At 62.6% G+C, this 25102-nt stretch carries 18 protein-coding genes, 4 tRNA genes and 1 pseudogene; all 23 read left to right on the top strand.

The window, feature by feature from the left end; translation table 11 throughout:
* Nucleotides 1–113 precede the first annotated feature (113 nt).
* The 23 genes and pseudogenes from ACESSC_RS03485 (at nt 114) to ACESSC_RS03375 (ending at nt 25087) form a co-directional block, all read left to right on the top strand.
* Nucleotides 114–1376, top strand: coding sequence for a molybdopterin molybdotransferase MoeA (locus ACESSC_RS03485; protein ID WP_373161238.1), 1263 nt, complete (start codon nt 114–116; stop codon nt 1374–1376).
* A gap of 10 nt (nt 1377–1386) precedes the next feature.
* Nucleotides 1387–1866, top strand: coding sequence for a MogA/MoaB family molybdenum cofactor biosynthesis protein (locus tag ACESSC_RS03480; protein WP_373161237.1), 480 nt, complete (start codon nt 1387–1389; stop codon nt 1864–1866).
* 202 nt (nt 1867–2068) lie between these two features.
* The gene (gene modA, locus ACESSC_RS03475; RefSeq protein ID WP_373161236.1) at nt 2069–2941 is read left to right on the top strand and encodes a molybdate ABC transporter substrate-binding protein; all 873 of its coding nucleotides are present in this window, start codon (nt 2069–2071) and stop codon (nt 2939–2941) included.
* Between the two features lie 245 nt (nt 2942–3186).
* Nucleotides 3187–4452, top strand: coding sequence for a molybdate ABC transporter permease subunit (gene modB, locus ACESSC_RS03470; protein ID WP_373161235.1), 1266 nt, complete (start codon nt 3187–3189; stop codon nt 4450–4452).
* Nucleotides 4453–4455: 3 nt separating this feature from the next.
* Nucleotides 4456–5526 carry a sulfate/molybdate ABC transporter ATP-binding protein gene (locus ACESSC_RS03465; protein ID WP_373161233.1) on the top strand — a complete coding sequence of 357 codons (1071 nt, stop codon included), beginning with the start codon at nt 4456–4458 and terminating at the stop codon, nt 5524–5526.
* Between the two features lie 431 nt (nt 5527–5957).
* The gene (locus ACESSC_RS03460) at nt 5958–7241 is read left to right on the top strand and encodes a double-cubane-cluster-containing anaerobic reductase (protein WP_373161231.1); all 1284 of its coding nucleotides are present in this window, start codon (nt 5958–5960) and stop codon (nt 7239–7241) included.
* A gap of 155 nt (nt 7242–7396) precedes the next feature.
* Nucleotides 7397–8560: a double-cubane-cluster-containing anaerobic reductase gene (locus ACESSC_RS03455; RefSeq protein WP_373161230.1), complete on the top strand. Its 1164-nt coding sequence runs from the start codon at nt 7397–7399 to the stop codon at nt 8558–8560.
* Between the two features lie 50 nt (nt 8561–8610).
* Nucleotides 8611–9375, top strand: a complete 765-nt coding sequence (locus tag ACESSC_RS03450; protein WP_373161228.1) for an acyl-CoA dehydratase activase — start codon at nt 8611–8613, stop codon at nt 9373–9375.
* A gap of 70 nt (nt 9376–9445) precedes the next feature.
* Entirely contained in the window at nt 9446–10495 is a 1050-nt protein-coding gene (gene selD / locus ACESSC_RS03445) for a selenide, water dikinase SelD (RefSeq protein ID WP_373161227.1), read from the top strand.
* Between the two features lie 60 nt (nt 10496–10555).
* Nucleotides 10556–11182 carry a sulfurtransferase-like selenium metabolism protein YedF gene (gene yedF / locus ACESSC_RS03440; RefSeq protein WP_373161225.1) on the top strand — a complete coding sequence of 209 codons (627 nt, stop codon included), beginning with the start codon at nt 10556–10558 and terminating at the stop codon, nt 11180–11182.
* 19 nt (nt 11183–11201) lie between these two features.
* A complete protein-coding gene (locus tag ACESSC_RS03435) occupies nt 11202–11453 on the top strand; it encodes a putative Se/S carrier protein (protein WP_035138031.1) in 252 nt (83 codons plus the stop codon).
* Nucleotides 11450–12589, top strand: coding sequence for an aminotransferase class V-fold PLP-dependent enzyme (locus ACESSC_RS03430; RefSeq protein WP_373161224.1), 1140 nt, complete (start codon nt 11450–11452; stop codon nt 12587–12589). Before ACESSC_RS03435 ends, ACESSC_RS03430 begins: the two co-directional genes overlap by 4 nt.
* A 67-nt stretch (nt 12590–12656) precedes the next feature.
* Complete coding sequence (brnQ, locus tag ACESSC_RS03425; RefSeq protein ID WP_373161223.1) at nt 12657–14015, top strand: branched-chain amino acid transport system II carrier protein; 1359 nt, start codon at nt 12657–12659, stop codon at nt 14013–14015.
* Between the two features lie 91 nt (nt 14016–14106).
* Nucleotides 14107–14183 (top strand) — tRNA-Pro (locus ACESSC_RS03420).
* 6 nt (nt 14184–14189) lie between these two features.
* Nucleotides 14190–14263, top strand: a tRNA-Gly gene (locus tag ACESSC_RS03415).
* Nucleotides 14264–14367: 104 nt separating this feature from the next.
* A pseudogene (locus ACESSC_RS03410) lies at nt 14368–15422 on the top strand (formate/nitrite transporter family protein).
* Between the two features lie 186 nt (nt 15423–15608).
* The gene (gene selA / locus ACESSC_RS03405) at nt 15609–17063 is read left to right on the top strand and encodes an L-seryl-tRNA(Sec) selenium transferase (RefSeq protein ID WP_373161222.1); all 1455 of its coding nucleotides are present in this window, start codon (nt 15609–15611) and stop codon (nt 17061–17063) included.
* The gene (gene selB, locus ACESSC_RS03400; protein WP_373161220.1) at nt 17063–19033 is read left to right on the top strand and encodes a selenocysteine-specific translation elongation factor; all 1971 of its coding nucleotides are present in this window, start codon (nt 17063–17065) and stop codon (nt 19031–19033) included. Before selA ends, selB begins: the two co-directional genes overlap by 1 nt.
* A gap of 214 nt (nt 19034–19247) precedes the next feature.
* A tRNA-Sec gene (locus ACESSC_RS03395) sits at nt 19248–19344 on the top strand.
* A gap of 262 nt (nt 19345–19606) precedes the next feature.
* Nucleotides 19607–20962, top strand: a complete 1356-nt coding sequence (gene gdhA, locus ACESSC_RS03390) for an NADP-specific glutamate dehydrogenase (protein WP_373161218.1) — start codon at nt 19607–19609, stop codon at nt 20960–20962.
* Between the two features lie 155 nt (nt 20963–21117).
* On the top strand, nt 21118–22032 hold the full coding sequence (locus ACESSC_RS03385) for an FAD binding domain-containing protein (RefSeq protein WP_373161216.1): 915 nt from the start codon (nt 21118–21120) through the stop codon (nt 22030–22032).
* Nucleotides 22032–24863 carry a molybdopterin-dependent oxidoreductase gene (locus tag ACESSC_RS03380; RefSeq protein ID WP_373161215.1) on the top strand — a complete coding sequence of 944 codons (2832 nt, stop codon included), beginning with the start codon at nt 22032–22034 and terminating at the stop codon, nt 24861–24863. Before ACESSC_RS03385 ends, ACESSC_RS03380 begins: the two co-directional genes overlap by 1 nt.
* Before the next feature lie 140 nt (nt 24864–25003).
* Nucleotides 25004–25087 (top strand) — tRNA-Leu (locus ACESSC_RS03375).
* Nucleotides 25088–25102: the final 15 nt, after the last annotated feature.

Raw genomic sequence — 25102 nt, 5'->3', positions numbered from 1 at the left:
CAGGTGTATTCGTGGGTACGGGCCGTGTCGCCGTCGTGCGGCGGGGGATTATACTGAGATAAACATAAAGAATTGGCGCCCGTGGTGTGCGCCGCTGCATGCTAGAGGTGTATATGGCAGAGAAACTCATTCCGTTGGAGGACGCACAGGCAATCGTCTTGTCGCACGTGAATCGCACCGAAGTTGTCGAGATTCCCGTGTGGCAGGCCGCCGGTCTTCCCTTGGCAGAGGACGCGGTGGCCGATATCGACATCTCGCCGTTTGCCAACAGCGCTATGGACGGATATGCCGTGCGCTCGGCGGATTTGGCGCAGGCATCTGGCGAGGCGCCGGTGACGCTCGACGTTATCGGACACGAGGCCGCGGGCCATGTGTTTGAGGGCGCAATCGGCGCGGGCGAGACGGTCCGCATCATGACGGGCGCGCCGGTACCCGAAGGTGCCGATGCCGTGGTGAAGTACGAGATCGTTGATGTGCTCGACGGTGACGGCAACGAGGGCTCGCGCGTGAGGTTCTCGGCGCCGGCCAAGGTGGGGGAGAACGTTCGCTCGGCTGCTGAGGAAGCCCATGCCGGCGACGTCGTGATGCGCGCCGGCGAGGTTGTGGCTCCGGCGGGCGCCGGCCTGCTGGCGAGCGCCGGGTATGCGAACGTGAAGGTGCATGCCGCTCCGCGCGTGGGCATTATCTCGCTTGGCACGGAGCTGGTCGCGCCGGGTGAGCTGCCGGCGCGCGGGCAGATTCGCGATTCCAACTCGTCGGCGTTGATGGCCGAAGCACTCGATGCCGGCGCCGAGCCCGTGTTCTACGGCATCGCGCCCGACGATGAGCAAGCGATCGCCGAGCTGGTGCATCGTGCCGTGCAGGAGTGCGATTTTGTCATTACGAGCGGTGGCGCCTCGGCAGGCGACTACGACTACGTGACGGCGCTCGTCCGGCGCGAGGGCGAGGTGCTGTTTGGCCGCATCTCGATGCGTCCGGGCAAGGCCATCACGTTTGGCTTGCTCGGGGGTAAGCCCTACCTGGGGCTTTCAGGCAATCCGGCCGCGGCGTATGTGGGCTTTGAGATGCTCGCCCGCCCGGCGATTCGCAAGATGCGCGGCTTTGCCGAGGGTGCACGTCCCGTTCAGCAGGCGATGCTCACGCACGGCGTGAAAAAGCGACAGCATCGCCGCTTCTTCGATCGCGCCACGGTTTTGCGCGACCCCGAGACCGGTGAGCTGTTGGTGACCGAGGCCAAGACGCAGAATTCGGCGTTGCTCGGCACGATGCAGCGGGCCAACTGCCTACTGCGTATTGAAGAAGGGCCGTGCGACCTCAAGGCGGGCGACGTCGTGGACGTTGTTCGCGTCGACCTGCCCGAGGGCGCCGTGTTGTAGGAGGAATGCTATGGAGCTGAAGATATCGATCGTGACGTGCTCGGATACGCGCGATCTAGCCCAGGACGAGGCTGGAGCCGCACTCGAGGAACTTATCGAGGCGCAGGGCTGGACGGTCGTCTCACATGTGGTCGTGCGCGACGACGTCAGCGAGATCGGTGATGCTATTGTGGAAGCCGCCGATGAGTGCCACGCCAATGTCGTGCTCACCTGCGGCGGCACGGGGCTTTCGATGCGCGATGTGACGCCCGAGGCGACGCGTGCCGTCTGCGATCGCGACGTGCCGGGCATTGCCGAGGCGATCCGTGCATACTCTATGACCAAGACGCGCCGTGCCATGCTTTCGCGCGCCGTGTGCATGCAGCGTGGGGCTGCGCTTGTCATCAACTTTCCGGGATCCACGAAGGCGGCTCGCGAAAGCTGGGAGGCCGTGAGCGACCAGCTGGAGCACGCGGCCCACATGACGGCGGGCGGTGGACACGCTCGCTAAACTGCTTGCCTGTAGCGGAGTGACCTTATGGGTCGCTCCGCTTTTTTAAGCGGCGACAACCCGAGCGTCTTGCGGCTATCGGTATAAGAAATTATCAAACGATAATTTCTTATCACAAGCATTATTCGCGCTAAAGTATAATTCAATTACAGGATAAAGCCCGCGGCGGGGTGCCCGGGCGTAGCGCTCGAAAGGGTTGAACATGTTCGATATGGTTTCTCGCCGCGGATTCGTCTCGCTCTCTGCTGTCGCCGCTGCCGGCCTTGGGCTTGCCGGCTGCTCCGGCAACAAGGAGCCTGAGTCGACCGGTTCCGATGCCGGCTCCGCCAAGATTTCGTCCAAGAAGGCTGTCGAGCTGCAGGTCTTTGCTGCCAACTCGCTCGAGAAGACTTTGCCCGAGGTTCAGAAGCTCTACACCGAGCAGACCGGTACCACCTTTGCCGACACGCAGTTTAAGGCGTCCGGCGACCTCGTTGAGCAGATGCGTGCCGGTGCCACGGTCGACGTGCTCATCACGGCCTCCAAGGGCACCATGGATGACGCTGAGACCGCCGGGCTCGTCGACACCGACACGCGTGAGGATATGTTCGTCAACGACCTCGTGATCATTCGCGCCGAGGGCTCCGACACCAAGGTCGAGGCCATCGCCGACGTCGCGAACCTGGACGGCAAAATCGCCATCGGTGACGCCAAGACCGTTCCTGCCGGCAAGTACGCTAACCAGGCGCTGGCTTCTGTGGGTCTCTACACCGGTACCGAGGGTGACGACGGCGAGTACGCACCCGAGATCGCCGACAAAGTCGCACTTGCCGACAAAGTTGGTACTGCCGCCGCCTATGTGTCCACAGGCGACTGCGTGGCCGGTTTTGTCTACAGCTCCGATATCTTCCGCTACGACGGCATCGAGGAGGCCTTCGTGTGCCCCGAGGACTCGCACAAGCCCATCGTATATCCCGGTGCTGTCGCCGATAGCTCCGAGCATGCCGACGAGGCCAAGGCGTTTATCGACTTCTGTCTGACCAACAAGAAGGCTCAGAAGATTTGGGCTAAGTACGGCTTTGAGCTTTCCGCGTAGTGCGGCTTGGCGCGATAATTCCATCGTTTTGTGTTTCACTCCGTCCTTGTATTCGCTTGGAGCTTTTCGTGCTTAATAGATTCCGCATACTTGTCGCCTGTGCTTTGACCCTCGCGCTTTGCTGGGTGCCGGGATTTGCGGTTGCTGGGGACGCTGAGGACGGGGCCCAGGTTGCTGCGACCGCTCATGGGCTTTCCTATGGGATCGAGGGTTTTGAGCGGTTGGCCAAGGGGACTGCTCGTGCCATGGAGGGCCAGCCTGAGGGCTACCGGTTTCCCGTTGACGAGGACGTGGACCTTGTAGTGGCACCTGCTGCCGATCGCGTTGTGGTGTGGATATCGCCCAAGGCGGCCGAGAAGTATGGATTGGATCCGCAGGACAACGAGTGCGTATCGGGTCTCAAGGCCCTCGTCTGTAAGCTCGACAGCGCAAACTGCATGGGAGGTGCGCAGCTGGGGGACGTGGATCTTCCTTGGTATGTCACGGAGGAAATAACGTTTGATGCCGGCGGGTATACCTATGGCTTTGATGTGCGTGGTGCGGATGGGGATCGCTATGTGGTGATTGCATCAGCCTCGGGTGATGCCAAGGGCGGCGCGCGTTGGCTTGATAGCGCTCAAATGGTAGAGGCATCGTCTGTCGTGTTGCGGGATGAGCAGGCCCCCTTGACCTCTCGGGCTTCCTTTTTGGGCGACATCGACTATCGCCCGTTTTGGGTGTCCATTAAAACGAGCGGCCTTGCCCTGCTGATCTCCTTTGCGCTGGGCCTGTTCGCCGCGTGGAAGACTATGGGTACCTCGAGTCGCATCAAGGGCCTGCTCGATTCGGTCTTTACGATTCCTATGGTGCTGCCGCCCACGGTCTGCGGCTTTCTGCTCCTCATGCTGTTTGGCCGCTCGACCGGGGTGGGCCAGTGGCTCATCGCGCACGGCATCTCGATTGTCTTTACGTGGCCGGCGGCGGTCATTTCGGCTGTCGTTGTGTCGTTTCCCCTGGTCTACCGCACGGCGCTCGGTGCTTTTGAGAGCCTCGACACGCAGATGCTCGATGCCGCGCGAACCCTGGGATGGTCCGAGCGTCGCATCTTTACCAAGCTTATGATGCCGCTCGGCTGGCCCTCGATTGCCGCCGGCACGGTGCTCGCCTTTGCCCGCGCGATGGGTGAGTTTGGCTGCACCCTGTTCTTTGCGGGCAACTACGCCGGCATTACGCAGACCATTCCCATTGCGATTTACTTTGAGTGGATGGGCGGCAATACGTCGGTGGCTCTCTTTTGGGTCGTGGTCGTAATAGCGTTCAGTTTCCTGGTCATCCTATTCATCAACATGTACACGGCGCATTCTCAAAAGCATCGCGAGCGCGGTCTCTCCCGTGCGGAGCGCAAGCAGGCCAAAGAGCTCGCCGGACAGGGCGATTCGCTTGACCCGGTGGGCGGTGATGCCTTGCGTATCGATCGCGAGGCGCTGGCCGAGCTTATGCGCGATGACGCGGTCGCAAAGGGAGGTCGATAAGCCATGTCGCTCGTTCTGGATATCAAAAAGCGCTATCCGGGCTTTACCCTCGACATTCAGCTCGATGCCGGCGAGGAGCGTGTGGCACTGCTGGGCGCCTCGGGTTGCGGCAAGAGCTGCACGTTGCGCTGCATTGCCGGCGTGGAGACGCCCGACGAGGGCAAGATCGTCGTCAACGGCGTGACCTTTTTTGACTCGGCGGCGGGTATCAACCTGTCGCCCCAGGAGCGAAAATGCGCCCTGCTGTTCCAGAACTATCAGCTGTTTCCCAACATGACGGTGGCCGATAACGTATGCGCCGGTGTTAAGGATGCGGGTGACGCCGCCGCGCGCAAAAAGCTCGCCGAGCGCTATCTGGGCATTTTCGGTCTGGCCGATTTTGCCGACCGCTACCCCGCGCGCCTCTCGGGCGGTCAGCAGCAACGCGTGGCGCTTGCGCGCATGGTGGCGGCGCATCCGGGTATTTTTATGTTCGACGAGCCCATGAGCGCGCTCGATTCCTATCTTAAGAGCGCGCTCGAACAGAATATGCTCGACCTGTTCGATGTGTGCAACCGTACCGTGCTCTACGTGAGCCACGACATCGACGAAGCGTGCCGCCTGTGCCAGCGCATCTGCGTGATGCACAACGGGCATGTTGAGGAGATCGGCTCCGTCGAGGACGTGGTCCGTCATCCGCAGACGTTGGCCGCGCTGCGCTTGACGGGCTGCAAGAATACGAGCCGCGCGCGCAAGATCGGCGGCGAAGAAGTTGAGGCCCTCGACTGGGGCATGACCTTCAACGTGGGCCGTGAGGTTTCCGATAACGTGGCGTACCTGGGTATTCGTGCGAGCTACTTCCATGTGGACAACCGTGCTGAGCGGGGTCGCAACAGCTACGACCTGCATGTGGCCCGCGTGAGCGATTCACGTTTTGAGCGCCTGGTGCTGCTGGACGTGCCGCGCGCCGACGCGCCGACGCGCCTGCAGTGGAAGGTCAACAAAGTGCGCATGCCTGTCGACAAGCTGCCGCAAGCAGGCGAGACGCTGCGCATGCATTTTGATGCCAGCAGGATCCATTTGGTTTGTCGATAGCGCCGGGTAATGCCGTCGGGGAATATAAGCCTCGGAGGCTTTGTTTTTGCCGTTCGCCGAATGAGGAATGACAAACTCTTATCAATCAAGATAATTATTTATTAAACTACGGCACACGACGCTGTCGTACGAATGTCAACGGTGTTCGCATGGTCGATGACCGTTGATATAGTTGACCTCAACTTGTAAAGGAGGGTGCGCACATGCCGCAGACGACATATATTCGCCGCGTTGCCGCGTGCGCCCTGTATATGGCTCGGAGTCGCATATGAGCAGGTATGTTCACGGCTCCGGGAGAGACGACGCACAACTAAATAATCGACCGAAAAGCAGGTTCCCTAAAATTCCGGGTTTAGGCGCGGCTGGGTTTTCGCCACCCACCGTGCAGCAATACCGTAGCTATTCAATTTTGGTTCGAGAGGGGAACCGTCATGGCTGAAGAATTCGATTTCCATCCGATGTGGGAGAGCCTCGGCATGAATCTTGCCGACCACGACATGCTGCTGGGCGCCGTGGGCCAGATGTACGGCGATATGTTCCTGGCGCAGAACAATCGCCCCAAGTCCACGTCCTACCTGGATTTTGTCGCCACCAACATCCACAGCGGCCGCATTAAGGAGATGCTCGACAAGAAGGAGGCTGGCGAGGCCACCAAAATCGTGGGCTCGTTCTGCGTGTACGTGCCCGAGGAGATCGTGCTTGCCTGTGACGGCATTCCCGTTGGTCTGTGCTCGGGTGCCGATTGGGCAACGGACAAGGTCGAGGAGCACTTGCCGCGCAACACTTGTCCGCTTATCAAGAGCTTTGCCGGCTTTAAGCTGGGTGAGGTCTGCCCCTACATTGAGTCGAGTGACTTGGTGGTAGGCGAGAACACCTGCGATGGTAAGAAGAAGGCCTACGAGTTTTTTGCCACGCAAAAGAACATGTACGTTGTGGATATTCCCAACGTGCACGACGAGTCGACGCTCGTGACCTGGAAGGCCGAGGTTAAAAAGCTCGCCGCCAAGATTGAGGAAGAGTGTGGCGTCACGATTACGCCTGAGCGTCTGAAGGCCGCCATCCGCGCCGTCAATGAGAAGCGTCGCGCCCTGCAGCGTCTCGCTGCCACGCGCGCTGCCGACCCAGCGCCCATTAGCGGTCTCGACAGCCTGCTGACCGTTCAGGCCGCCTTTATGGACGACACACCGCGTCTGACCGGAGCCATCAACGATATGGCGGCCGAGTGTGAGCAGCGTGTCGAGGCCGGAGAGGGCGTGGCGCCCAAGGGGACCAAGCGCATCCTGTACACCGGCACGCCCATGGCCGTGCCCAACTGGAAGCTGTTCAACCTCATCGAGAAGGCCGGCGGCGTTGTGGTGGGCGAGGAGTCCTGTACGGGTTCGCGCTATTACAAGGACTTGGTCGATGAGTCCGGTGAGACGGTTGACGAGATGCTCGATGCTATCGCCGAGCGCTACTTTAAGATCAACTGTGCCGTCTTTACGCCCAACGACCAGCGTATGAAGGACATTGTCCAGATGGCTAAGGACCTGCATGCCGACGGCATTGTCGACGTGGCACTGCAGTTCTGCACGCTCTACGAGATGGAGTCGTTTGCCGTGGAGAAGGCCGCCGAGGAGGCCGGTATTCCGTTTATGCACATCACGACCGACTACGCCGGCGAGGATGCAGGCCAACTGCAGACCAGGATCGAGGCTTTCTTGGAAACCATTTAGGACTATCCGTCCCGGTGGCTTCTCCAGGCACCCGATCTTGCCGTTCAAACCGTCGCTTGCGTACCAGAAGTACGCGACGCTCCTCTTTCACGGCAACCTCGGGCACCTGGGAAAGCCGTTTCCTTGGTTGGTTAAAAGGTTTGTTAAGGAGTTATATGTCGGAAAATATTGAGCAGCCGTTGCCGTCCACGTTTGAGGAGTTCAACGAGCAGCGCAAGGCGGCGTTTATTCGCGTCAAGGATTATAAGCAGGCGGGTAATCGCCTGGTCGGCTTTTTGTGCAGCTATACGCCGCTCGAGATTATCGATGCCGCGGGCGCCTCGAGCGTGGCTCTGTGTGGTACGTCCGACGAGGTGATTCCCGAGGCCGAGAAGGTGCTGCCGGCAAACCTGTGCCCGCTCATCAAGTCTACGTATGGTTTTGCCTATTCGCAAAAGTGCCCGTTTACGTACTTTAGCGACATGATCATCGGCGAGACCACCTGCGACGGCAAGAAGAAGATGTACGAACTGCTCAACGAGCTCAAGCGCACGCACATTCTGCATCTTCCGCAGGGTCGCGATCGTGCCTACGAGCGTGAAGGCTGGTATGAGGAGTGCCGCCTGCTCAAGGAGGAGCTCGAGGGCTTCTACGGCATCACGATTACCGACGATGACCTGCGCGCTGCCGTCCGTCGTCGCAACCGCTTGCGTGCGGCCCAGCTCGAGATGTTTGCACTGCAAGCCAACCAGCCGGCGGCCATGAGCGGCGTCGACCTGATGAGCACCATGTTTGCCGGTACGTTCAGCTTTGATATCGAGGCCTATACGCAGCAGCTGGAGCAAAAGGTCGCCAAGCTGCGCGAGGCCTACGACGCAGGCGAGCGCCCGGTTGCGGTGGATGCCAAGCGCATTCTGATCACTGGTTGCCCGGTGGGCGGCGTGATCAACAAGATCGGTCGCACCATCGAGTCCAATGGCGGCGTGGTCGTGTGCATGGGCGATTGCTCGGGCGAGCGCACGGCGGCCATGATGATCGATCCGGAGGCTCCCGACATCCTGCGCGCCATCGCCGACCGCTACCTGGACATCAACTGCTCGGTCATGACGCCCAACGATGGTCGTATGGAAAACACGCTGGCCATGTGCGAGAAGTATCATGTCGATGGCGTGGTAGAGAGCGTGCTCCAGGCCTGCCACACCTTTAACGTGGAGAGTGCGCGCATGCAGGAGGCTGTCGAGGGCGCGGGTATTCCGTATATGAAGATTGAGACCGACTACAGCAACGGTGACATGGGCCAGATCGAGACGCGCATCGCCGCCTTTATCGAGACCCTGTAGGACAAATGCGGCAAAGGGATAGCTGCTTTGCCGCATAGAAGGAGGATGCCGTGGTTGGCATTGGTATCGACATAGGCTCGACGGCCGCGAAGGCTGCGGTGGTGGAGACGGACAACGCCATTGCGTGGACCTGCGTCATGCCGACGGGGTATTCGTCGGTCGATGCGGCCGAGCGCCTACGCGGTGAACTCGCCGCAGCCGGCTATGACGTGACGGGCGACGATGTTCGCGTGGTCGCGACTGGCTACGGCCGTGTCGCGGTGCCCTATGCCAACAAGGTAGTGACCGAGATCACCTGCCATGGTGCCGGTGCGGTCCGCTTGTTTGGCGAGCAGGGCACGGTGATCGACGTGGGCGGCCAAGATACCAAGGTCATCCAACTCAAGGGCGGCCGCGTGGCAAAGTTCGCCATGAACGACAAGTGCGCCGCCGGCACGGGGCGCTTTTTGGAGATCATGGCCGACCGCTTGGGCATTACCCAGCAGCAGATGGCAGACCTCGCCCGCACCGGCGAGCCTACCAAGATTTCCAGCATGTGCACCGTGTTTGCCGAAAGCGAGGTTATCAGCCTGATCGGTCGCGGTGAGCCGCGCGAGAACATTGCGCGTGGCGTGATCGACAGCGTGGTCTCGCGCGTGGCGACCATGGCCGGACAGGCCGCGGGCGCCCCGTACTACCTGACCGGTAGCCTGTGCGAGAACGCCTTCGTGGTGGAGCGGTTGGGCGAGCTACTGGGGTCGCCGGTGACCACCTCGCCCCAGGCTCGCTTTGCCGGAGCGATCGGCGCGGCGATTCGCGCACAGGCGCTCAATTAATGCATCGGCCGTGAGCCTGCATTCATGCGTATACTGGGAGAAAATGATTGACCGATGAGAGGAGGTATCGATGGCTGACGATCAGATTAAGCTCACGTCTATGACTGCCGCGAGCGGTTGAGCCGCTAAGTTGGCTCCCGGAGCCCTCGCCCAGGTCCTGGGCGACTTGCCAAATGTGCCCAACGACAATCTGCTCGTGGGGTTCGATACCTCCGACGATGCGAGTGTCTTCCGTGTTGGCGATAACTTAGGCCTCGTTCAGTCCATCGACTTCTTCCCGCCGATGGTCGACGACCCGTTTTTGTTTGGCCAGATCGCTGCGGCCAACTCGCTGTCGGACATCTACGCCATGGGCGGGCGGCCGAGCCATGCCATGAACCTGCTGTGCATTCCGAGCTGCCTGGGCGTCGAGATCGCCGGCCAGATTCTGGCGGGTGGCGCCGACAAGTGCGTCGAGGCCGGTTGCTCTATCGCGGGCGGCCATACCATCAACGACGACGAGCCCAAGTACGGTCTGTCCGTGAGCGGGTTTGTCGCGCTCGACCGCATGCTCGCCAACAGCGGCGCGCGCGTGGGCGATGCGTTGCTGCTGACCAAGGCGGTTGGCTCGGGCATCATCACCACGGCCATTAAGGGCGAGCTCATCGAGCAGGACGAGGCCGCAGCCATGTTTGACTCGATGCGCACCCTCAACGAGGCTCCGATTCGTCTGGCCGAGGGACTTGAGCTTCACGGCTGCACCGACATCACGGGCTTTGGCCTGATCGGGCATGCGTGCGAGATGGCCGAGGGCTCGGGCGTGCAGATTGAGCTTGCGTCGGGGGCGGTGCCGCTCTTTGACCAGGTGCTCGACATGGCGCGTCTGGGCATTATCCCCGCGGGCTCCTACCGCAACCAGGACTTCTTTGGCCCGCGCGTGGCTGCCGACGAAGACCTGGAGCCGGGCATGTTGGATTCGCTGTACGATCCGCAGACGTCTGGTGGCCTGCTCATCGCGGCACCTGCTGCCGATGTGGATGAGCTTGCGCGCCGTCTGCATGCCGAAGGACGTATTGCCGCCGTCGTCGGTCGCGTGTGCGAGCCGGTGCCAGGCGGTCCTGCCGTCCACGTTGTTCGCTAGCCCGCACGTTTATGTAACTGTTTACCGTTCTCTAGAACGGTTCTTTCGAAAGGAAAATCTATGTCTACCAAGATTGAAGTCAATGCCATGGGCGATGCCTGCCCGCTGCCCGTCGTCAAGACGCTCAAGGCCCTCAAACAGCTCGATGGTGAGGGCGCTGTCGTGACCTCGGTCGATAACGAGACCGCCGTCAAGAACATCTCCAAGATGGCACAGGAAAAGGGTTGCACCGCCTCGGTCGAGAAGGTTTCTGACGCCGAGTGGCACGTGACCGTGGCGACCTCTGGCGCCGTTGCCGTGGCCGATCCCGAGCAGGATGGCGCTGCCTTCTGTGATGCCAGCGCCGACAAGGGCAAGCTCGTCATTTCCGTCTACACCGACTGCATGGGCCGTGGCGACGACGAGCTGGGCCACAAGCTCATGAAGGCCTTCATCTTTGCCGTGACGCAGCAGGAGGAGCTGCCCGCGACTATGCTGTTCTACAACGGCGGTGCCAAGCTCACCGTCGAGAGCTCTCCGGTGCTCGACGACCTGAAGGGCCTGGCCGAGCAGGGTGTCGAGATTCTTACCTGCGGTACCTGCCTCGACCACTATGGCATTAAAGACCAGCTTGCGGTGGGCGAGGTCACCAACATGTACGTGATTGTGGAGAAGATGGAGCAGGCCGTGCGCGTCGTGCGCCCGTAGCGTATTGGTTGGAGTTGCCATGAGGGAGAAGCGCCCGGCGCTTGTCATCACGTTTCCCACCACGGCGGCCGCCATGGGGTGCGAGACCCTATGCATCGAGCGCGGCCTTCCCGGGCGCACGATTCCCGTGCCCGGGGAGGTCGCTGCCGGCTGCGGCTTGGCGTGGAAGGCGCTGCCTTCGGATGAGGAACTGCTGCGCGGCGAGCTTGCCGCAGCGGGCATTCCCACCGAGGGCTATACCGTGATTGATATGTGGGAGGTCGTGCGATGATCTACCTGGATAACGCGGCGACGACCATGCATAAGCCGCAGACGGTCATCGATGCCGTGACGCAGGCGATGTGCTCGCTCGGCAATGCCGGGCGCGGCGCCACGTCGGGTGCTCTCGATGCCGCTCGTACGATTCATGGCTGCCGTGCCAAGCTCGCGCGCCTTTTGGGTTGCCCGAGGGCGGACCATGTGTGCTTTACGCCCAACTCCACGGCGGCGCTCAACACCGCCATCAATGGCGTGGTACGTCCCGGTGATCACGTGGTCACGACGGTGCTCGAGCACAACTCGGTGTTACGCCCGCTCAACCGCTTGGCGACGGAACAGGGTGTGACGGTTGAGCATGCGGGTTGCGATGCGAGCGGCGCGCTCGACTACGACGAGCTCGAGCGGTTGGTCACGCCGGGCACGCGTGCTGTGGTGGTGACGCACGCCTCCAATGTGACCGGCAACGCGGTTGACGTTTCGCGCGTGGCTGCCATCGCGCATGCGGCCGGCGCGCTGGTGATCGTCGACGCCTCTCAGTCTGCCGGCACGGCGAAGATTGACATGGACGCCATGGGGCTCGATGTTGTGTGCTTTACCGGCCACAAGGGGCTCATGGGTCCGCAGGGGACCGGCGGCCTGGCCGTGGCAGAGGGCATTGACGTGGCTCCGTGGGCCATGGGCGGCACGGGCGTGCACAGCTTCGACCCACTGCAGCCGCTTGAGTGGCCCACGCGCCTTGAGGCGGGCACGCTCAACGGCCACGGCATCGCGGGACTTTCCGCAGGCCTCGACTTTATCGAGGCACAAGGCGGGGTCGAGGCGATTGCGGCGCATGAGCGCTCGCTTGCGGAGCGCTTCCTCGCCGGTGTTCGCGAAATCCCCGGCATTGCGCTCTACGGTGCGTTTGACCAGCCCGTGCGCTCGGCGATCGTTTCGCTCAACGTGGGTGATATCGACTCTGCCGAGATTTCGGACGCGCTCATGCAAGGGTGGGGGATTGCGACGCGCCCCGGTGCCCATTGCGCTCCGCTTATGCACCGCGCGCTGGGAACCGAGCGCCAGGGTATCGTCCGCTTCTCGTTTGGGTATTTCAACACGGACGAGGAAGTCGACACCGCGATTGACGCTTTGCGCGATTTAGCCTGCTAGAGCGTATATACTTGCGGGACGGGCCTTTTGCCCGTCCCGTTTTTGTTTCGACCCGAAAGGTGTGCCTATGGCCTCATCCGCTCCGCGCGGTTTGCGCTCCGACCATGTCGTTACCGTCGGCATTGCACTGTTCTCGATGCTCTTTGGCGCCGGTAACCTCATCATCCCGCCGTTGCTGGCACTTCAGGCCGGCACGGCCACGCCGCTTGCCATGATTGGCTTTTTGATTGCTGCCATCGGCCTGCCTGTTATGGGATTTATTGCCGTCGCGCTCGCCGGCACGGCCCGCGAGCTGGCTGGGCGCGTGCATCCTAAGTTTGGCGAATTCTTCGTTGCGGCGGTCTACCTGGCCATTGGCCCGTGCCTGGCCATTCCGCGTACGAGTTCCACGGCCTTCGAGATGCTGGTGCCGCTGTTGCCCGAGGGCGTCTCGCTCGGCACGGCGCGCCTGGTGTTTGCCGTCGGCTTCTTCGTCGTCGCGTTTGCGCTCACGCTGCGCCCGGGCGTCATCACGCGCGTGCTCGGCCGCATTACGGGCCCCGCGCTCATTGCGCTCATCGTGCTGGTCGTGGGTGCCGCCGTGGTCTCGCCGCTGGGTCCCGCTGCCGCGCCTCAGGCTCCCTACGATGCGGGCGCCGCCGTGCAGGGCTTTTTGACCGGCTACCAGACCATGGACCTGCTTGCGTCGCTCGCCTTTGGCATCATCATCGCCGAGACCATCCACGAGTTGGGCGTTACCGATGACAAGCGCGTGGCCTTCGAGATTTCGCGTTCCGGAGTGATCGCCGGCGTGCTCATGGCCATCATCTACTGCGGCTTGGGCCTTGCCGGCATGCAGCTCGGCACCGTGATGCCCGATGCCACCAACGGCGCCGCCATCCTCGCCCGTTCGGCCTCTATGCATTTTGGGCTTGCCGGCACGGTCGTGGTCTTTGCGATCTTTTTCCTCGCCTGCATGAACGTGTGCATCGGCCTTATCAGCTGCTGCTCGCGCTACTTCTGCGAGACGTATGTGGTTAAAGGGGGAGCGGAGGCTTCCGAGGAGGCCATGCGCCGTCCCTTTGCTGTGCTCGCCTTTGTGTTCGCAGCGTTTTCGTGCGTGCTCTCCAACGTTGGCCTCGACATGATCCTCATGTTCTCGGTGCCCATGCTCAATGCCTTGTATCCCGTCGCCATCGTGCTGGTGCTTATGGGCCTGGTGCACGGTTTTTGCGACGCGCATCCGCAGGTGTGGGTTTGGGTCGGCGGCGTTGTCGCGGTGCAGAGCGTGATCACGTCGGTCCGCGATGCGTTCTTTGCTGGTGCGTGGCTGCCGTTCGATGCGTTACCGCTGGCAGATATCGGTGCTGCGTGGGCACCGGTTGCTGTGGTGGCGTTTGTGATCGGCCTGGTTCATAGCCAGTTTGTCGCACATTCGAGGAGCTAGGGTTTCTGCGCTTGCACAGGCGGGGAGTCTCCCCTATAATTTCCTTCGCTTTGGGACACGCAAGGTTTAGACCTTAGCTGCTCAACACCTTCGGGACGTGGCGCAGTTTGGTAGCGCGCCTGCTTTGGGAGCAGGATGTCGCAGGTTCAAATCCTGTCGTCCCGACCATATCTTGCGGGCGTAGTTCAATGGTAGAACCCCAGCCTTCCAAGCTGATGACGCGGGTTCGATTCCCGTCGCCCGCTCCATAAGAATTGTTTTAACGGCTTTGGTTTCCTTTGGGGATCAGAGCCGTTTTCGTTTACGCGCCGGGCGACGGGAATCGAACCCGCCAGGGTGCGGAGCTGAGAAAATGCGTGAGCATTTTCCAGCGCAGCACGCAAGGGCCGAAGGCCCGCAGCGAAACAAGGATTTGCGAAGCAAATCCTTGGACTTCCCGTCGCCCGCTCCAAGCTATATAATCGCAGGTCAATATGCTAATTTGGCTTGCGTTTATTTTAATACCGTCCGACCTCGCGGGGCAAATGAACCAGGAGCGTTTGCCCCAAATCGTACGAAAGAAGTGGTTGCTATGGCACAGAGCAAGGCAGAATATCCCACCCCCGATTGCCTGGCACCTGCCGCGATCGAGGCCAAGACCGAGGCCGCCGGCGTTACCAAGGCCAACCTGCCGGTCTCGAAGACCTTTTTGCTCGCCATGTTCGCCGGCGCGTTCATCGCCTTCGGTGGCCTGTTCTTCACGGTCTTTCTGAGCGATGCGACCCTCGGTTGGGGCGTTCAGCGCTTAGTGGGTGGTCTTTGTTTTTGCCTGGGGCTGGTGCTCGTGCTCATTTGCGGCGCGGAGCTGTTTACCGGTAACTCGCTGATGGTCTGCGCGCTTAAGAGCAAAAAGATCGCGCTCGTCAAGATGCTCAAGGCCTGGGCCATTGTGTGGATCGCAACTTTGTCGGCGCCCTGTTCGCTGTCTTTTTGATTTACATGGCAGCCATTTACAAGCTCAACGGCGAGGCGGTCGCCAACACCATGGTGAGCGTCGCCGCCGGTAAGGTCACGATCGACGCCGTCACCATCTTCTTCCGTGGCATTCTGTGCAACATCTTTGTGTGCCTGGCCGTATGGATCGGTACCGCCGGCAAGACCGTGGTCGACAAGGTTGTGGGCATTTTGCTGCCCATTGCCGCTTTTGTGGCCTGCGGTTTTGAGCACTGTGTCGCCAACATGTACTTTTTGCCCATGGGCATTTTGATGCACTCCTGCGGCTATGGAGCCGATGTCGCTGGCGCCGATGCCCTCAACGCTGCCGGGTTGGCGCTCAACCTTACGGTCGCCACGCTGGGCAATATCGTGGGTGGCGCCCTGATCGTGGCGCTGGGCTACTGGTTTATCTACGCCAATAAGGAGGCCTAAAGCCACCAACCCATAACCGACCAAAAAGGGACAGGTTTATTTTGGCAGGTTTTAGACGAGGCGCTTCGCCGTCTTGTCGCGAGCTGCCATAATGGACCTGTCCCTTTTGCGTGCGCGCCGGTATTTATTTGCCCGATGACGATCGCGGGGGACCAGCTTTTTATTGAACATGTCGAAAGGCTTTTCATGAGCGACTGCGAATCCATGTCTGCCGAGGTGCGCGGCCGCCTGCGTTCCATTCCCGCCGTTCACGAGCTGCTTGCCGAGTGGCCGGTCATGAAGGCTGCTGGCGATGCAGGCGACACGATGGTACGCGAGGCGATTGACGCCGAGCTCGATGCCGAGCGCGCGGCGATTCGCTCCGGCGCCCCTGCAAGGAACAAGCGCGAGCTCGCCTTGGCAATTGAGCAGCGGACCCATCGCCTGTCGCTGCCGACCCTGCGCCCTGCCGTCAACGCGACGGGCGTTGTGATTCACACCAATCTGGGCCGCGCTCCGCTCGCTCCCGCGGCGGTGCAGGCGGTGACCGATGTCGCCCGAGGCTACAGCACGCTTGAGTATGACGTCTCAACCTGCGCTCGCGGGGGCCGCAAGGAGCATGCCGCACGCCTGCTGCGCACGCTCACGGGGGCGCAGGACGCCTTGGTTGTCAACAACAATGCCGCCGCGGTGCTGCTGGTGCTTGCCGCGCACGCGGCTGGCAAAGAGGTCATCGTGAGCCGCGGCGAGCTTGTCGAGGTGGGAGGCAGTTTCCGCATCCCCGATATCATGGCGGCTTCGGGTGCCAAGCTTGTCGAGGTGGGCTCCACCAACCGCACACATCTGGATGATTATCGAAACGCCATCACGCCCAACGCGGCGATGATCCTCAAAGTCCATCCTTCCAACTACCGTATCGAGGGATTCCACGAGGAGGTTTCCGTGGCGGAGCTTTCTGCGCTGGCGCATGAGCATGGGCTGTTGCTGTACGAGGACCAGGGCTCGGGCGCTTTGCTTGCAGACGGGGTGCTCGCCGATGCGGGGGAGAAGTCCACGTCCGCATCCCTTTGCGCCGGCGTTGACGTCGTCTCGTGCTCGGGCGACAAACTGCTCGGTGCTTCGCAGGCGGGCATCATCCTTGGCAACGCCCAGGCAATTGCCGCCTGCGCCTCTCATCCGCTTATGCGCGCGCTTCGCCCCGGTAAGCTCACGCTCGCGGCGCTCGAGGCCACCCTGCGTCTGTATGTGGCCGGTCCCGATACGGCACATCGTGAGATCCCGGTGCTCAACATGCTTTCCGCTGCGCCGGCTCCGCTCGAGCGTCAGGCCAAGCGCCTGCATGACCGCATGCTGCGCAAGCTTCGCGACTCTCAGTTCGAGGAGGCGGTGGAGCTGCAGGTTGTCGAGGGCGTGTCTGCTCCGGGCGGCGGTTCGCTGCCGACCGTCGAGCTCCCAACTTTTTGCGTTGCCGTTTGCCCCGCCGATGGGTGCCTGTCCGCCGATGGCCTAAAGCGCGCTATGGTACAGGAGCCCGATACGCCGGTCGTGACGCGCGTGCAGCATGGCCAGGTACTTTTTGACGTTCGCACGCTTTTGCGCGACACCGACCTTGACCTGTGTGCGTCTGCGTTGGTGGATGCCGTGCGGGCGGGTTTGCGTTGATGACCGCGCTTGAGCTTGTCGAGTGTCCCGTTGTCGTTGGAACAGCAGGACACGTCGACCACGGAAAGTCGGCCCTTATCGAGGCGCTGACCGGCAAAAATCCCGACCGTCTGGAGGTCGAACGGCGCCGAGGCATGACCACTGAGCTCGGCTTTGGCGAGCTCGAGCTTCCCAGTGGCAAGCTTGTCGGCCTGGTCGACGTGCCCGGGCATGCGCACTACCTGCGCGCGATGGTACAGGGTGCCACCGGCGTGGACGTTGCGTTGCTGGTGGTTTCTGCCGTTGAGGGCGTGATGCCGCAGACGCGAGAGCACGTGTACGTGTTGGAGCTGTTGGGCGTGAGGCACCTCGTGGTGGCGCTCACGATGCGCGATCTGGCCGATGACGAGACGGCGGAGCTCGCCGAGCTCGACGTGATGGACTTCCTCGGCGATACCGTCTTTGCCGATGCACCCGTGGTGCCTGTTTCCTCGCGCACGGGCGTGGGCATCGAGGACGTTCGCCTTGCCCTCGATGCCGCCATCGACTCTTTCCTGGCCGATGCCGCATCCCGCCCGGTGCGCCCCGGTCTGGCCCCGCGCCTGCCCATCGACCGCTGCTTCACCATCAAGGGATCCGGGACGGTCGTCACGGGCACGCTTCACGATGCCCCCGTAGCGGTGGGCGACGAGCTCGTCTCATGTCCCGCGGGCGTGCGCTGCCGCGTGCGCGCGATTCAGGTGCATGGTGATACTCCTCGGGCGTTGCCCGGACAGCGCGCGGCGCTCAACATCGTGGGCGACGGTGCGGGCGACCTTCCGCGTGGCGAGGTCCTCTGCGGGTCTGGTGCTGAGGGCTCGACGCTCAGGCTCATCGCCCGCTTCACGTATCTGGGGCGCGAGGGCACCAAGCCCGCGCCCTTCGAGTCCGGTACGCGCGTTCATGTGATGGCGGGTACGGCGGAGGTCCTTGGCCGTGTCATGCTCATGGAGGGTGAGGGACCCATTGAGGCTGGCGAGACCCGCATCGTGCAGGTCCGTCTGGAGGAGCGCCTTCCCGTGCGATTGGGCGACGGCCTCATTGTGCTCGCGTTCTCGCCGGTGGTGCTTATCGGCGGCGGTCGTGTTCTTCTTTCGCGGTGCCGCCGCTCGCGCGTCCTCTCCGCGGGCGAGTGCGCGCTGCTCGGGGCCCTGGATGCCGACGACCGCGCCGCCGCCGTTGCCGCATGGTTGGGGCTGCAGCGCCTGCCTGTGCCTGCCGCGGCCGCAGCCCGTGCTCTCGATCTTTCGGGTGCCGAGGCGGCTGCGCTCCTGCACGGGGCGGTTTCCTCGGGTGACGCCGTGGCGCTTCATGCCGAGCGCTCGACCGAGGAGCTCTATGCCGCCCCCGCTGTGCTCGATGCCGCCCTCGCCACGCTCTCCGTCACGTTGGCCGCCATGCACGGGGCCGCGCCCAAGCAGACGGGTTTCACGCCGGGCGAGGTCGCGCATGCCGCCTGGCCGACAGCGGGCGAAGACATCGCGTCCGCGCTCGTTCTCGAGGGCTGTGCGCGCGGCGTGTGCACCGTCGACGGTGCCGAGGTGTTCGACCCGCACTCTGCCGCTGCGGCGATACGTGTGGTGCGCGAGGCGAGCCAGCGCATCGTGACCGCCCTCGACGAGGCGGGTCTCGGTGCGGCGACGCTGCCCGAGGTGGGTGAGCGTCTGCAGCTCGATCGCGACACCATGACGCGTGCCCTGCGCGAGCTTTCGCTCAACCGCGCGATCGTTAAGATCGAACGCGACGTTGCCTTGTCTGCCGCCGCCGAGGCCCATGCGCGTGAGGTCGTAGCAGCGGCCATCGAGGCTGCCGGCGGCGCTGCCACGACGAGTGTGCTGCGCGAGGCCCTAGGCGTGTCGCGCAAACGAGCCATTAGCATCTTGGAGCACCTGGATGCGGTGCGTTTTACGACGCTCGACAAGGAGGCCGGCGGTCTCAGATCCCTGCGCTAGGGCTCCGAATCGCCGCTCGCCACAAAACCGGCCCATCTACTACGTTTAAGTGACTACCCTCGACCATACCAAAATGTGTAAAAGTAAAACCGCAGGTAGACGACTTGCCGATGTTACGAAAAAGCGGGTATGGTCAACCCCTGCAGGTTAAACGTAGTAGATGGGCCGTTTTCGTGGCGCGACCCTGCTCGTTTGGTAAAATACCGCCACGTTTGGGAACGGATGGGCTCCGGTGGGCCCCGCGGTCCTCAAAACCGTTGTGAGGCGTGCAAAACGTCTTGGATGTGTTCGATTCACATACGTTCCCGCCAACGCATCCTGCCAACCACCACAAAGGTGCCTGTCCTCTTTGTGGTGGTATGGACCATGTGGACGAAACAGCTTCGAAACACGCGATTTGTTCGTCAGGTGCTCAAAAACGCTTCTACCTGCACCGTAATCAAAACGAAACATCTGCTCGTCGGCTTATGCGAAACTTCGCTGCAACAGTGCGATATTATCCATACTCGATAAAGTTCGCGGCGCATAGGGTGCCGCGACCAACATTTTTCGTTTCCCATCATTGGAGGAAGCATGAGCTACACGCAGAAAGTTCTCGACGAGCTCAAGGCCCGCTATCCCGAGCAGCCTGAGTTCATCCAGGCCGCGACCGAGATCCTCGGCACCATCCAGCCGGCGCTCGACGCCCATCCCGAGTACGAGGAGGCCGCTCTGCTTGAGCGCCTCGTCGAGCCCGAGCGCATCGTCATGTTCCGTGTTCCCTGGGTCGACGACCAGGGCAAGGTTCAGGTCAACCGCGGCTACCGCGTCGAGTTCAACTCTGCCATTGGACCCTACAAGGGCGGCCTGCGCTTTAACCCGACGGTCACCCTGGGCATGCTCAAATTCCTGGGCCTGGAGCAGATCCTCAAGAACAGCCTGACCACCCTTCCCATGGGCGGCGGCAAGGGCGGCTCCGACTTTGACCCCAAGGGCAAGTCCAACAACGAGATCATGCACTTCTGCCAGTCCTTCATGACCGAACTCTATCGCCACATTGGCCCCAACACCGACGTTCCCGCCGGTGACCTGGGCGTTGGCGGCCGCGAGGTTGCCTACATGTTCGGTCAGTACAAGCGCCTGACCAACGAGTGGACCGGCGTCCTTACCGGCAAGGGCCTCTCCTTTGGCGGCTCGCTCGCCCGTACCGAGGCCACCGGCTACGGCTTGGTCTACTTTGTGGACGAGTACCTCAAGAGCCGCGGCGACTCCTTCGAGGACAAGAACGTCGTCGTTCACGGCTCCGGTAACGTCGCTATCTACGCAGTCCAGAAGGTTGCGCAGCTCGGCGGCAAGGTGCTGGCCTGCTCCGACACCCACGGCTGGGTCGAGGATCCCGACGGCATCGACTACACCGTGCTCGAGCATGTCTACAACAAGAAGCGCTCCGGCCACGACAAGGGCGTCACGCTCGCCATGTACGTTGACGAGAAGCCCAATGCCGTGTGGCACGAGGGCGACGGCCGCGGCGTGTGGCAGCTTCCCTGCGACATCGCGCTGCCCTGCGCTCGTGAGAACACGCTGCTGCTCGAGGACGCCCAGGCGCTCGTCGCCAACGGCTGCAAGGTGGTCGGCGAGGGCGCGAACATGCCCACGACCATCGAGGCCACGACCTACTTCCAGGAGAACGGCGTCGCCTTTATGCCCGGTAAGGCTGCCAACGCCGGCGGCGTGCTCGTGTCCGGCCTGGAGATGAGCCAGAACGCCGAGCACCTGTCCTGGACCTTCGAGGAGGTCGACGGCAAGCTCGAGCAGCTCATGCGCGGCATGTTCCACAACGTGGACGACACCGCCAAGGAGTATGGCCAGGAGGGCAACTTTGTCATGGGCGCCAACATCGCCGGCTTCCTGAAGGTCGCCGACGCCATGCTCGCCCAGGGCGTCTGCTAAATTGTCGCTCGACATAGCATCGCAGAAGGCTCCCAGTCATCTTGGCTGGGAGCCTTTTTTGATCCGCATGCGACGGAGGAAAACGGTTCATTTTGTCCCGACACGAGCTGTGCCCCCTCGTTTGGTACACTTAGAGATACTGGACAAGTAAAGAGATGGGGGAGAACGTGCTCAAGTTCGGTTCCTACGTCCGTGTTGGAAACGCGGCCGAAGCCTATGAGCTCTTACAGAAGTACCGCAACAACAAGATTGTGGGCGGCGGCATCTGGATGCGTCTGGGTTCGCGTCGCGTGGCGACGGCGATTGACCTTTCGGCCTGCGGACTCGATCAGATCGAGGAGACCGAGACCGAGTTTCGCATCGGTGCCATGTGCACCCTGCGCCAGCTCGAGCGTCATGCCGGGCTCAACGCGCTTGTCAACAATGTCTTTGAGTTCGCCGTCCACGACATCGTGGGCGTGCAGCTGCGCAATACCGCCACGGTGGGCGGCAGCATCTACGGCCGCTTTGGCTTCTCGGACGTTCTCTCGGCGTTCCTGGCGCTCGATTCGTATGTTGAGCTGACGGGCGCCGGCCGCGTGCCGCTCGCCGAGTTCGTGCGGATGGGTTACGTGCGCGACGTGATCGAGCACATCGTGGTCGTTAAACACGATTACCGTGCGAGTTACGAGGCCGTGCGCAAGGCCGCGACCGACTTCCCCTCGTTGAACGTCACCGCCGCCTGGTGGAACAACACTTGGCACGTCACCGTGGGCGCCCGCCCACTGCGCGCGACCCTGCTGCAGGGCGAGGCGTGTGGTCTCACCAACGAGCAGCCTTCCGAGGACGAGCTGCGCGCCCTGGCCGCATCAGTGCGCGCGCTGAGCTACGGCACCAACCTGTGGGGCTCGGCCGACTACCGCCGCCGCATCTCGGCCCCGCTCGCCATCCAGGCCGTGCGCCGTGCCGCCGGCATCGATCTTTCGGCGGCGCTTGCCCGCGAGCTCGAGTGCGTGCGGGTCCCTAAGTTTGCCACGGACGAGTATTCCTGCCGCCGCGTGCCCGGCGTCGATTCTAGCGAGGTGCGCTAATGGCTGCCAAACTCATCGATCTTTCCTTTACGCTCAACGGCCGCAAGGTCAAGGTTCAGGTTGCCCCCGACACCATGCTCTTTGCGCTGCTGCGCGAGCAGGGTTGCGCGTCGGTGCGCTGCGCCTGCGAGACCACCAACTGCGGTCTGTGCACGGTGTGGCTCGACGGCGAACCGGTGTTGAGCTGCTCGGTTCCTGCCGCCCGTGTTGAGGGCCACGCCATCACCACGCTCGAGGGCCTCAAAGCTGAGTCTGAGGCGCTGGCTCGTGCGATGGCTGCCGAAGGCGCCGAGCAGTGCGGTTTTTGCGCCCCCGGCCTCATCATGAACGTGCTGGCGCTTGCCCGCGCCGCCAAGGAGGATCCGAGTCTCGTCTCCACGCGCGAGGAGCTCTCGCGCCAGCTCGCCGGCAACCTGTGCCGCTGCAGCGGCTACGAGAGCCAGCTGCGCGCCATCGTGCGCTTCCTCAACGAGTCCGGCGTGCAGGTGGGCTTTGAGATGCCAGAGCTGCCCGTCAACGACACCAGCTGCGACGGCGTCACCTACAAGCAGATCACCCACAAGCAGCCCAAGAAGGACTCGAAGGCCCTGCTCGAGGGCCGTCCCGTCTACACGGGCGATATGGTGCCCGCCGGCGCGCTCATCGTTAAGCTCAAGCGCAGCCCGTATGCTCGCGCCAAAATCCGCTCCATCAACACGTCTCGCGCCCTGAAGGTGCCCGGCGTCGTGGGCGTCTACACCTATGAGGACGTGCCCAAGCGCCGCTTTACCATCGCCGGCCAGAGCTATCCGCAGCCGAGTCCCTACGACCGCTTGATCCTCGAGAACCTCGTGCGCTACCAAAACGAGGAGGTGGCGATTGTCGCCGCCGAGACCGAGGAGGCCGCCGACAAGGCGCTCAAGCTTATCAAGGTCGACTACGAGGTGCTCGAGCCCCTGCTCGACTTTACCCAGGCGCTCGATAACGACATCGTGGTCCATCCCGAGGGCGACGTGACCTTTATGTTCCCGCAGGGCGGCGATGTGCCCCGCAACCTGGTGTGCAGCGGTACCAGCGACTTTGGCGACCTGGACGAGGCGTTCGCCCAGAGCGACATCGTCTTTGAGCGCACTTACACCAGCCAGGCCACGCAGACCGCGCCCATGGAGACCTTCCGCGCCTTTGCGACGACCGACGCGTTCGGGCGCATCTCGGTGACCACCTCCACGCAGGTGCCCTTCCACGTGCGCCGCATGGTCGCGCAGTCGCTCGACATTCCGCAGTCGCAGGTGCAGGTTATTAAGCCGCGCATCGGCGGCGGCTTTGGCTCCAAGCAGACGGGCTGCTGCGAGATCTTCGTGGCGTTCGTGACCCAGCAGACTGGCCGTCCGAGCTATTGCTGCTACACCCGCGAGGAGACTATCACCGCGGGCAACTCGCGCCACCAGATGCAGATGACCGTTAAGCTGGGTGCCATGAACGACGGCACCATCACGGCCATCGACCTGCACACGCTGTCCAACGCCGGCGCGTACGGCGAGCACGCCACCACGACGATCGGCCTTTCGGGCCATAAGAGCCTGCCCATCTACAACCATGTGAAGGCGAGCCGCTTTAGCTGGGACGCCGTCTACACCAACACCAACCGCGGCGGCGCGTATCGCGGCTACGGTGCCACCCAGGGCCAGTTTGCCGTGGAGAGCGCCGTCAACGAGCTCGCCGACATGCTGCACATGGACCCCGCCGACCTGCGCCTTAAGAACATGGTGCACGAGGGCGAGGTCATGCCGCAGTACTACAACGAGAAGCTCAACGCCTGCGCGCTCGACCGCTGCCTACTGCGCGCGATGGACATGATCGGTTGGCGCGACAAGCCGCTGGCCGTCGACCTGGGCGACCGCGTACGCGCCCTGGGCTGCGCGCTCACCATGCAGGGCTCTGGCATTTCCAAGGTGGATATCGCCGGCATCGACATGCGCTTGGAAGAGGATGGCTTCATTACCATCGGCACCGGCGCCACCGATAACGGCATGGGTGTCGACACGATTCTGGCGCAGATTGCCGCCGAGGAGTTGGGCGTTGAAAGCTCGCTCATTGTGGTGCGCGGCGTGGACACCGACGTGTCGCCGTTCGACGCCGGTTCGTACGCGAGCTCCGGTACCTACGTGACGGGCCTTGCCGCCAAGAACGCCGCGACCGAGCTGCGCGAGAAGATTTGCGCCAAGGCCGCTCAGATGTGGGACGTTGACGCCGCCGACGTGGTCTTCGACGGCCAGTACGTGCGCCTGTCCGACGAGCGTGCCGCGCGCGAGCAGAACCGCTACCTCACGCTGCGCGACTTTGCCAACCTGTGCGTCAAGAACATCGCGGGCGGCGACGCGCTCACCTCGCATGCCTCTGCCTGCCTGCCCGTTTCGCCTCCGCCGTTTATGGCCGGCATTGCCGAGGTCGAGGTCGATAAGGCCACCGGCAAGGTGACTGTTGTGGACTATGCGGCGGCCGTGGACTGCGGCACTGTGATCAACGAGGCGCTCGCGCGCGTCCAGGCCGAGGGCGGCATTGCCCAGGGCATCGGCCACGCGCTCTACGAGATCGTCGAGCATGACGACCGCGGTCGCCTGCGCACCGGCAACTTTATGAGCTACAAGCTGCCCACGCGCCTGGATATCGGCAGCATTCGCGTGGCCTTTGAGCCGAGCTACGAGCCGACGGGTCCGTTTGGCGCCAAGTCGATCGGCGAGGTCGTCATCAACACGCCGCTCGCCGCCGTGGCCTCGGCCGTGGCACACGCCACCGGCCACCAGGTGCGCTCGCTGCCGATCACGCCCGAGAAGGCCCTGCTGGGGGAGTAGCAGGTCGGCGAACAAGTCGTAATTGGCGGGGCGGGGCAACTCGCCCCGCCTTTCGCACTCGTGGTGAGGTCGTGAGCCTGTAAAACGTGTGCGTGCGCTTGCCGTTCGTATCTGCTATCATTCCTAGTCTGTGCGCTCATGCGGGCGTGGCGGAATTGGTAGACGCGCCAGATTTAGGTTCTGGTGGGATTCCCGTGAAGGTTCGAGTCCTTTCGCCCGCACCAACGCATCTGCGTCGG

It is taken from the genome of Collinsella aerofaciens (genome assembly GCF_964243765.1).
GTDB lineage: Bacteria > Actinomycetota > Coriobacteriia > Coriobacteriales > Coriobacteriaceae > Collinsella > Collinsella aerofaciens_BU.
Note: the sequence above shows the minus strand (reverse complement) of the source record. Positions and strands in the feature narration are given on the sequence as shown.

Coding starts and splice junctions, on each gene's coding strand:
- ACESSC_RS03480 (WP_373161237.1), top strand. CDS start 1,387: ATGGAGCTGAAGATATCGATCGTGACGTGCTCGGATACGCGCGATCTA.
- ACESSC_RS03465 (WP_373161233.1), top strand. CDS start 4,456: ATGTCGCTCGTTCTGGATATCAAAAAGCGCTATCCGGGCTTTACCCTC.
- gdhA (WP_373161218.1), top strand. CDS start 19,607: ATGAGCTACACGCAGAAAGTTCTCGACGAGCTCAAGGCCCGCTATCCC.
- ACESSC_RS03460 (WP_373161231.1), top strand. CDS start 5,958: ATGGCTGAAGAATTCGATTTCCATCCGATGTGGGAGAGCCTCGGCATG.
- ACESSC_RS03455 (WP_373161230.1), top strand. CDS start 7,397: ATGTCGGAAAATATTGAGCAGCCGTTGCCGTCCACGTTTGAGGAGTTC.
- ACESSC_RS03435 (WP_035138031.1), top strand. CDS start 11,202: ATGAGGGAGAAGCGCCCGGCGCTTGTCATCACGTTTCCCACCACGGCG.
- selB (WP_373161220.1), top strand. CDS start 17,063: ATGACCGCGCTTGAGCTTGTCGAGTGTCCCGTTGTCGTTGGAACAGCA.
- ACESSC_RS03380 (WP_373161215.1), top strand. CDS start 22,032: ATGGCTGCCAAACTCATCGATCTTTCCTTTACGCTCAACGGCCGCAAG.
- ACESSC_RS03385 (WP_373161216.1), top strand. CDS start 21,118: ATGGGGGAGAACGTGCTCAAGTTCGGTTCCTACGTCCGTGTTGGAAAC.
- modA (WP_373161236.1), top strand. CDS start 2,069: ATGTTCGATATGGTTTCTCGCCGCGGATTCGTCTCGCTCTCTGCTGTC.
- modB (WP_373161235.1), top strand. CDS start 3,187: ATGGAGGGCCAGCCTGAGGGCTACCGGTTTCCCGTTGACGAGGACGTG.
- ACESSC_RS03430 (WP_373161224.1), top strand. CDS start 11,450: ATGATCTACCTGGATAACGCGGCGACGACCATGCATAAGCCGCAGACG.
- yedF (WP_373161225.1), top strand. CDS start 10,556: ATGTCTACCAAGATTGAAGTCAATGCCATGGGCGATGCCTGCCCGCTG.
- ACESSC_RS03485 (WP_373161238.1), top strand. CDS start 114: ATGGCAGAGAAACTCATTCCGTTGGAGGACGCACAGGCAATCGTCTTG.
- brnQ (WP_373161223.1), top strand. CDS start 12,657: ATGGCCTCATCCGCTCCGCGCGGTTTGCGCTCCGACCATGTCGTTACC.
- selA (WP_373161222.1), top strand. CDS start 15,609: ATGAGCGACTGCGAATCCATGTCTGCCGAGGTGCGCGGCCGCCTGCGT.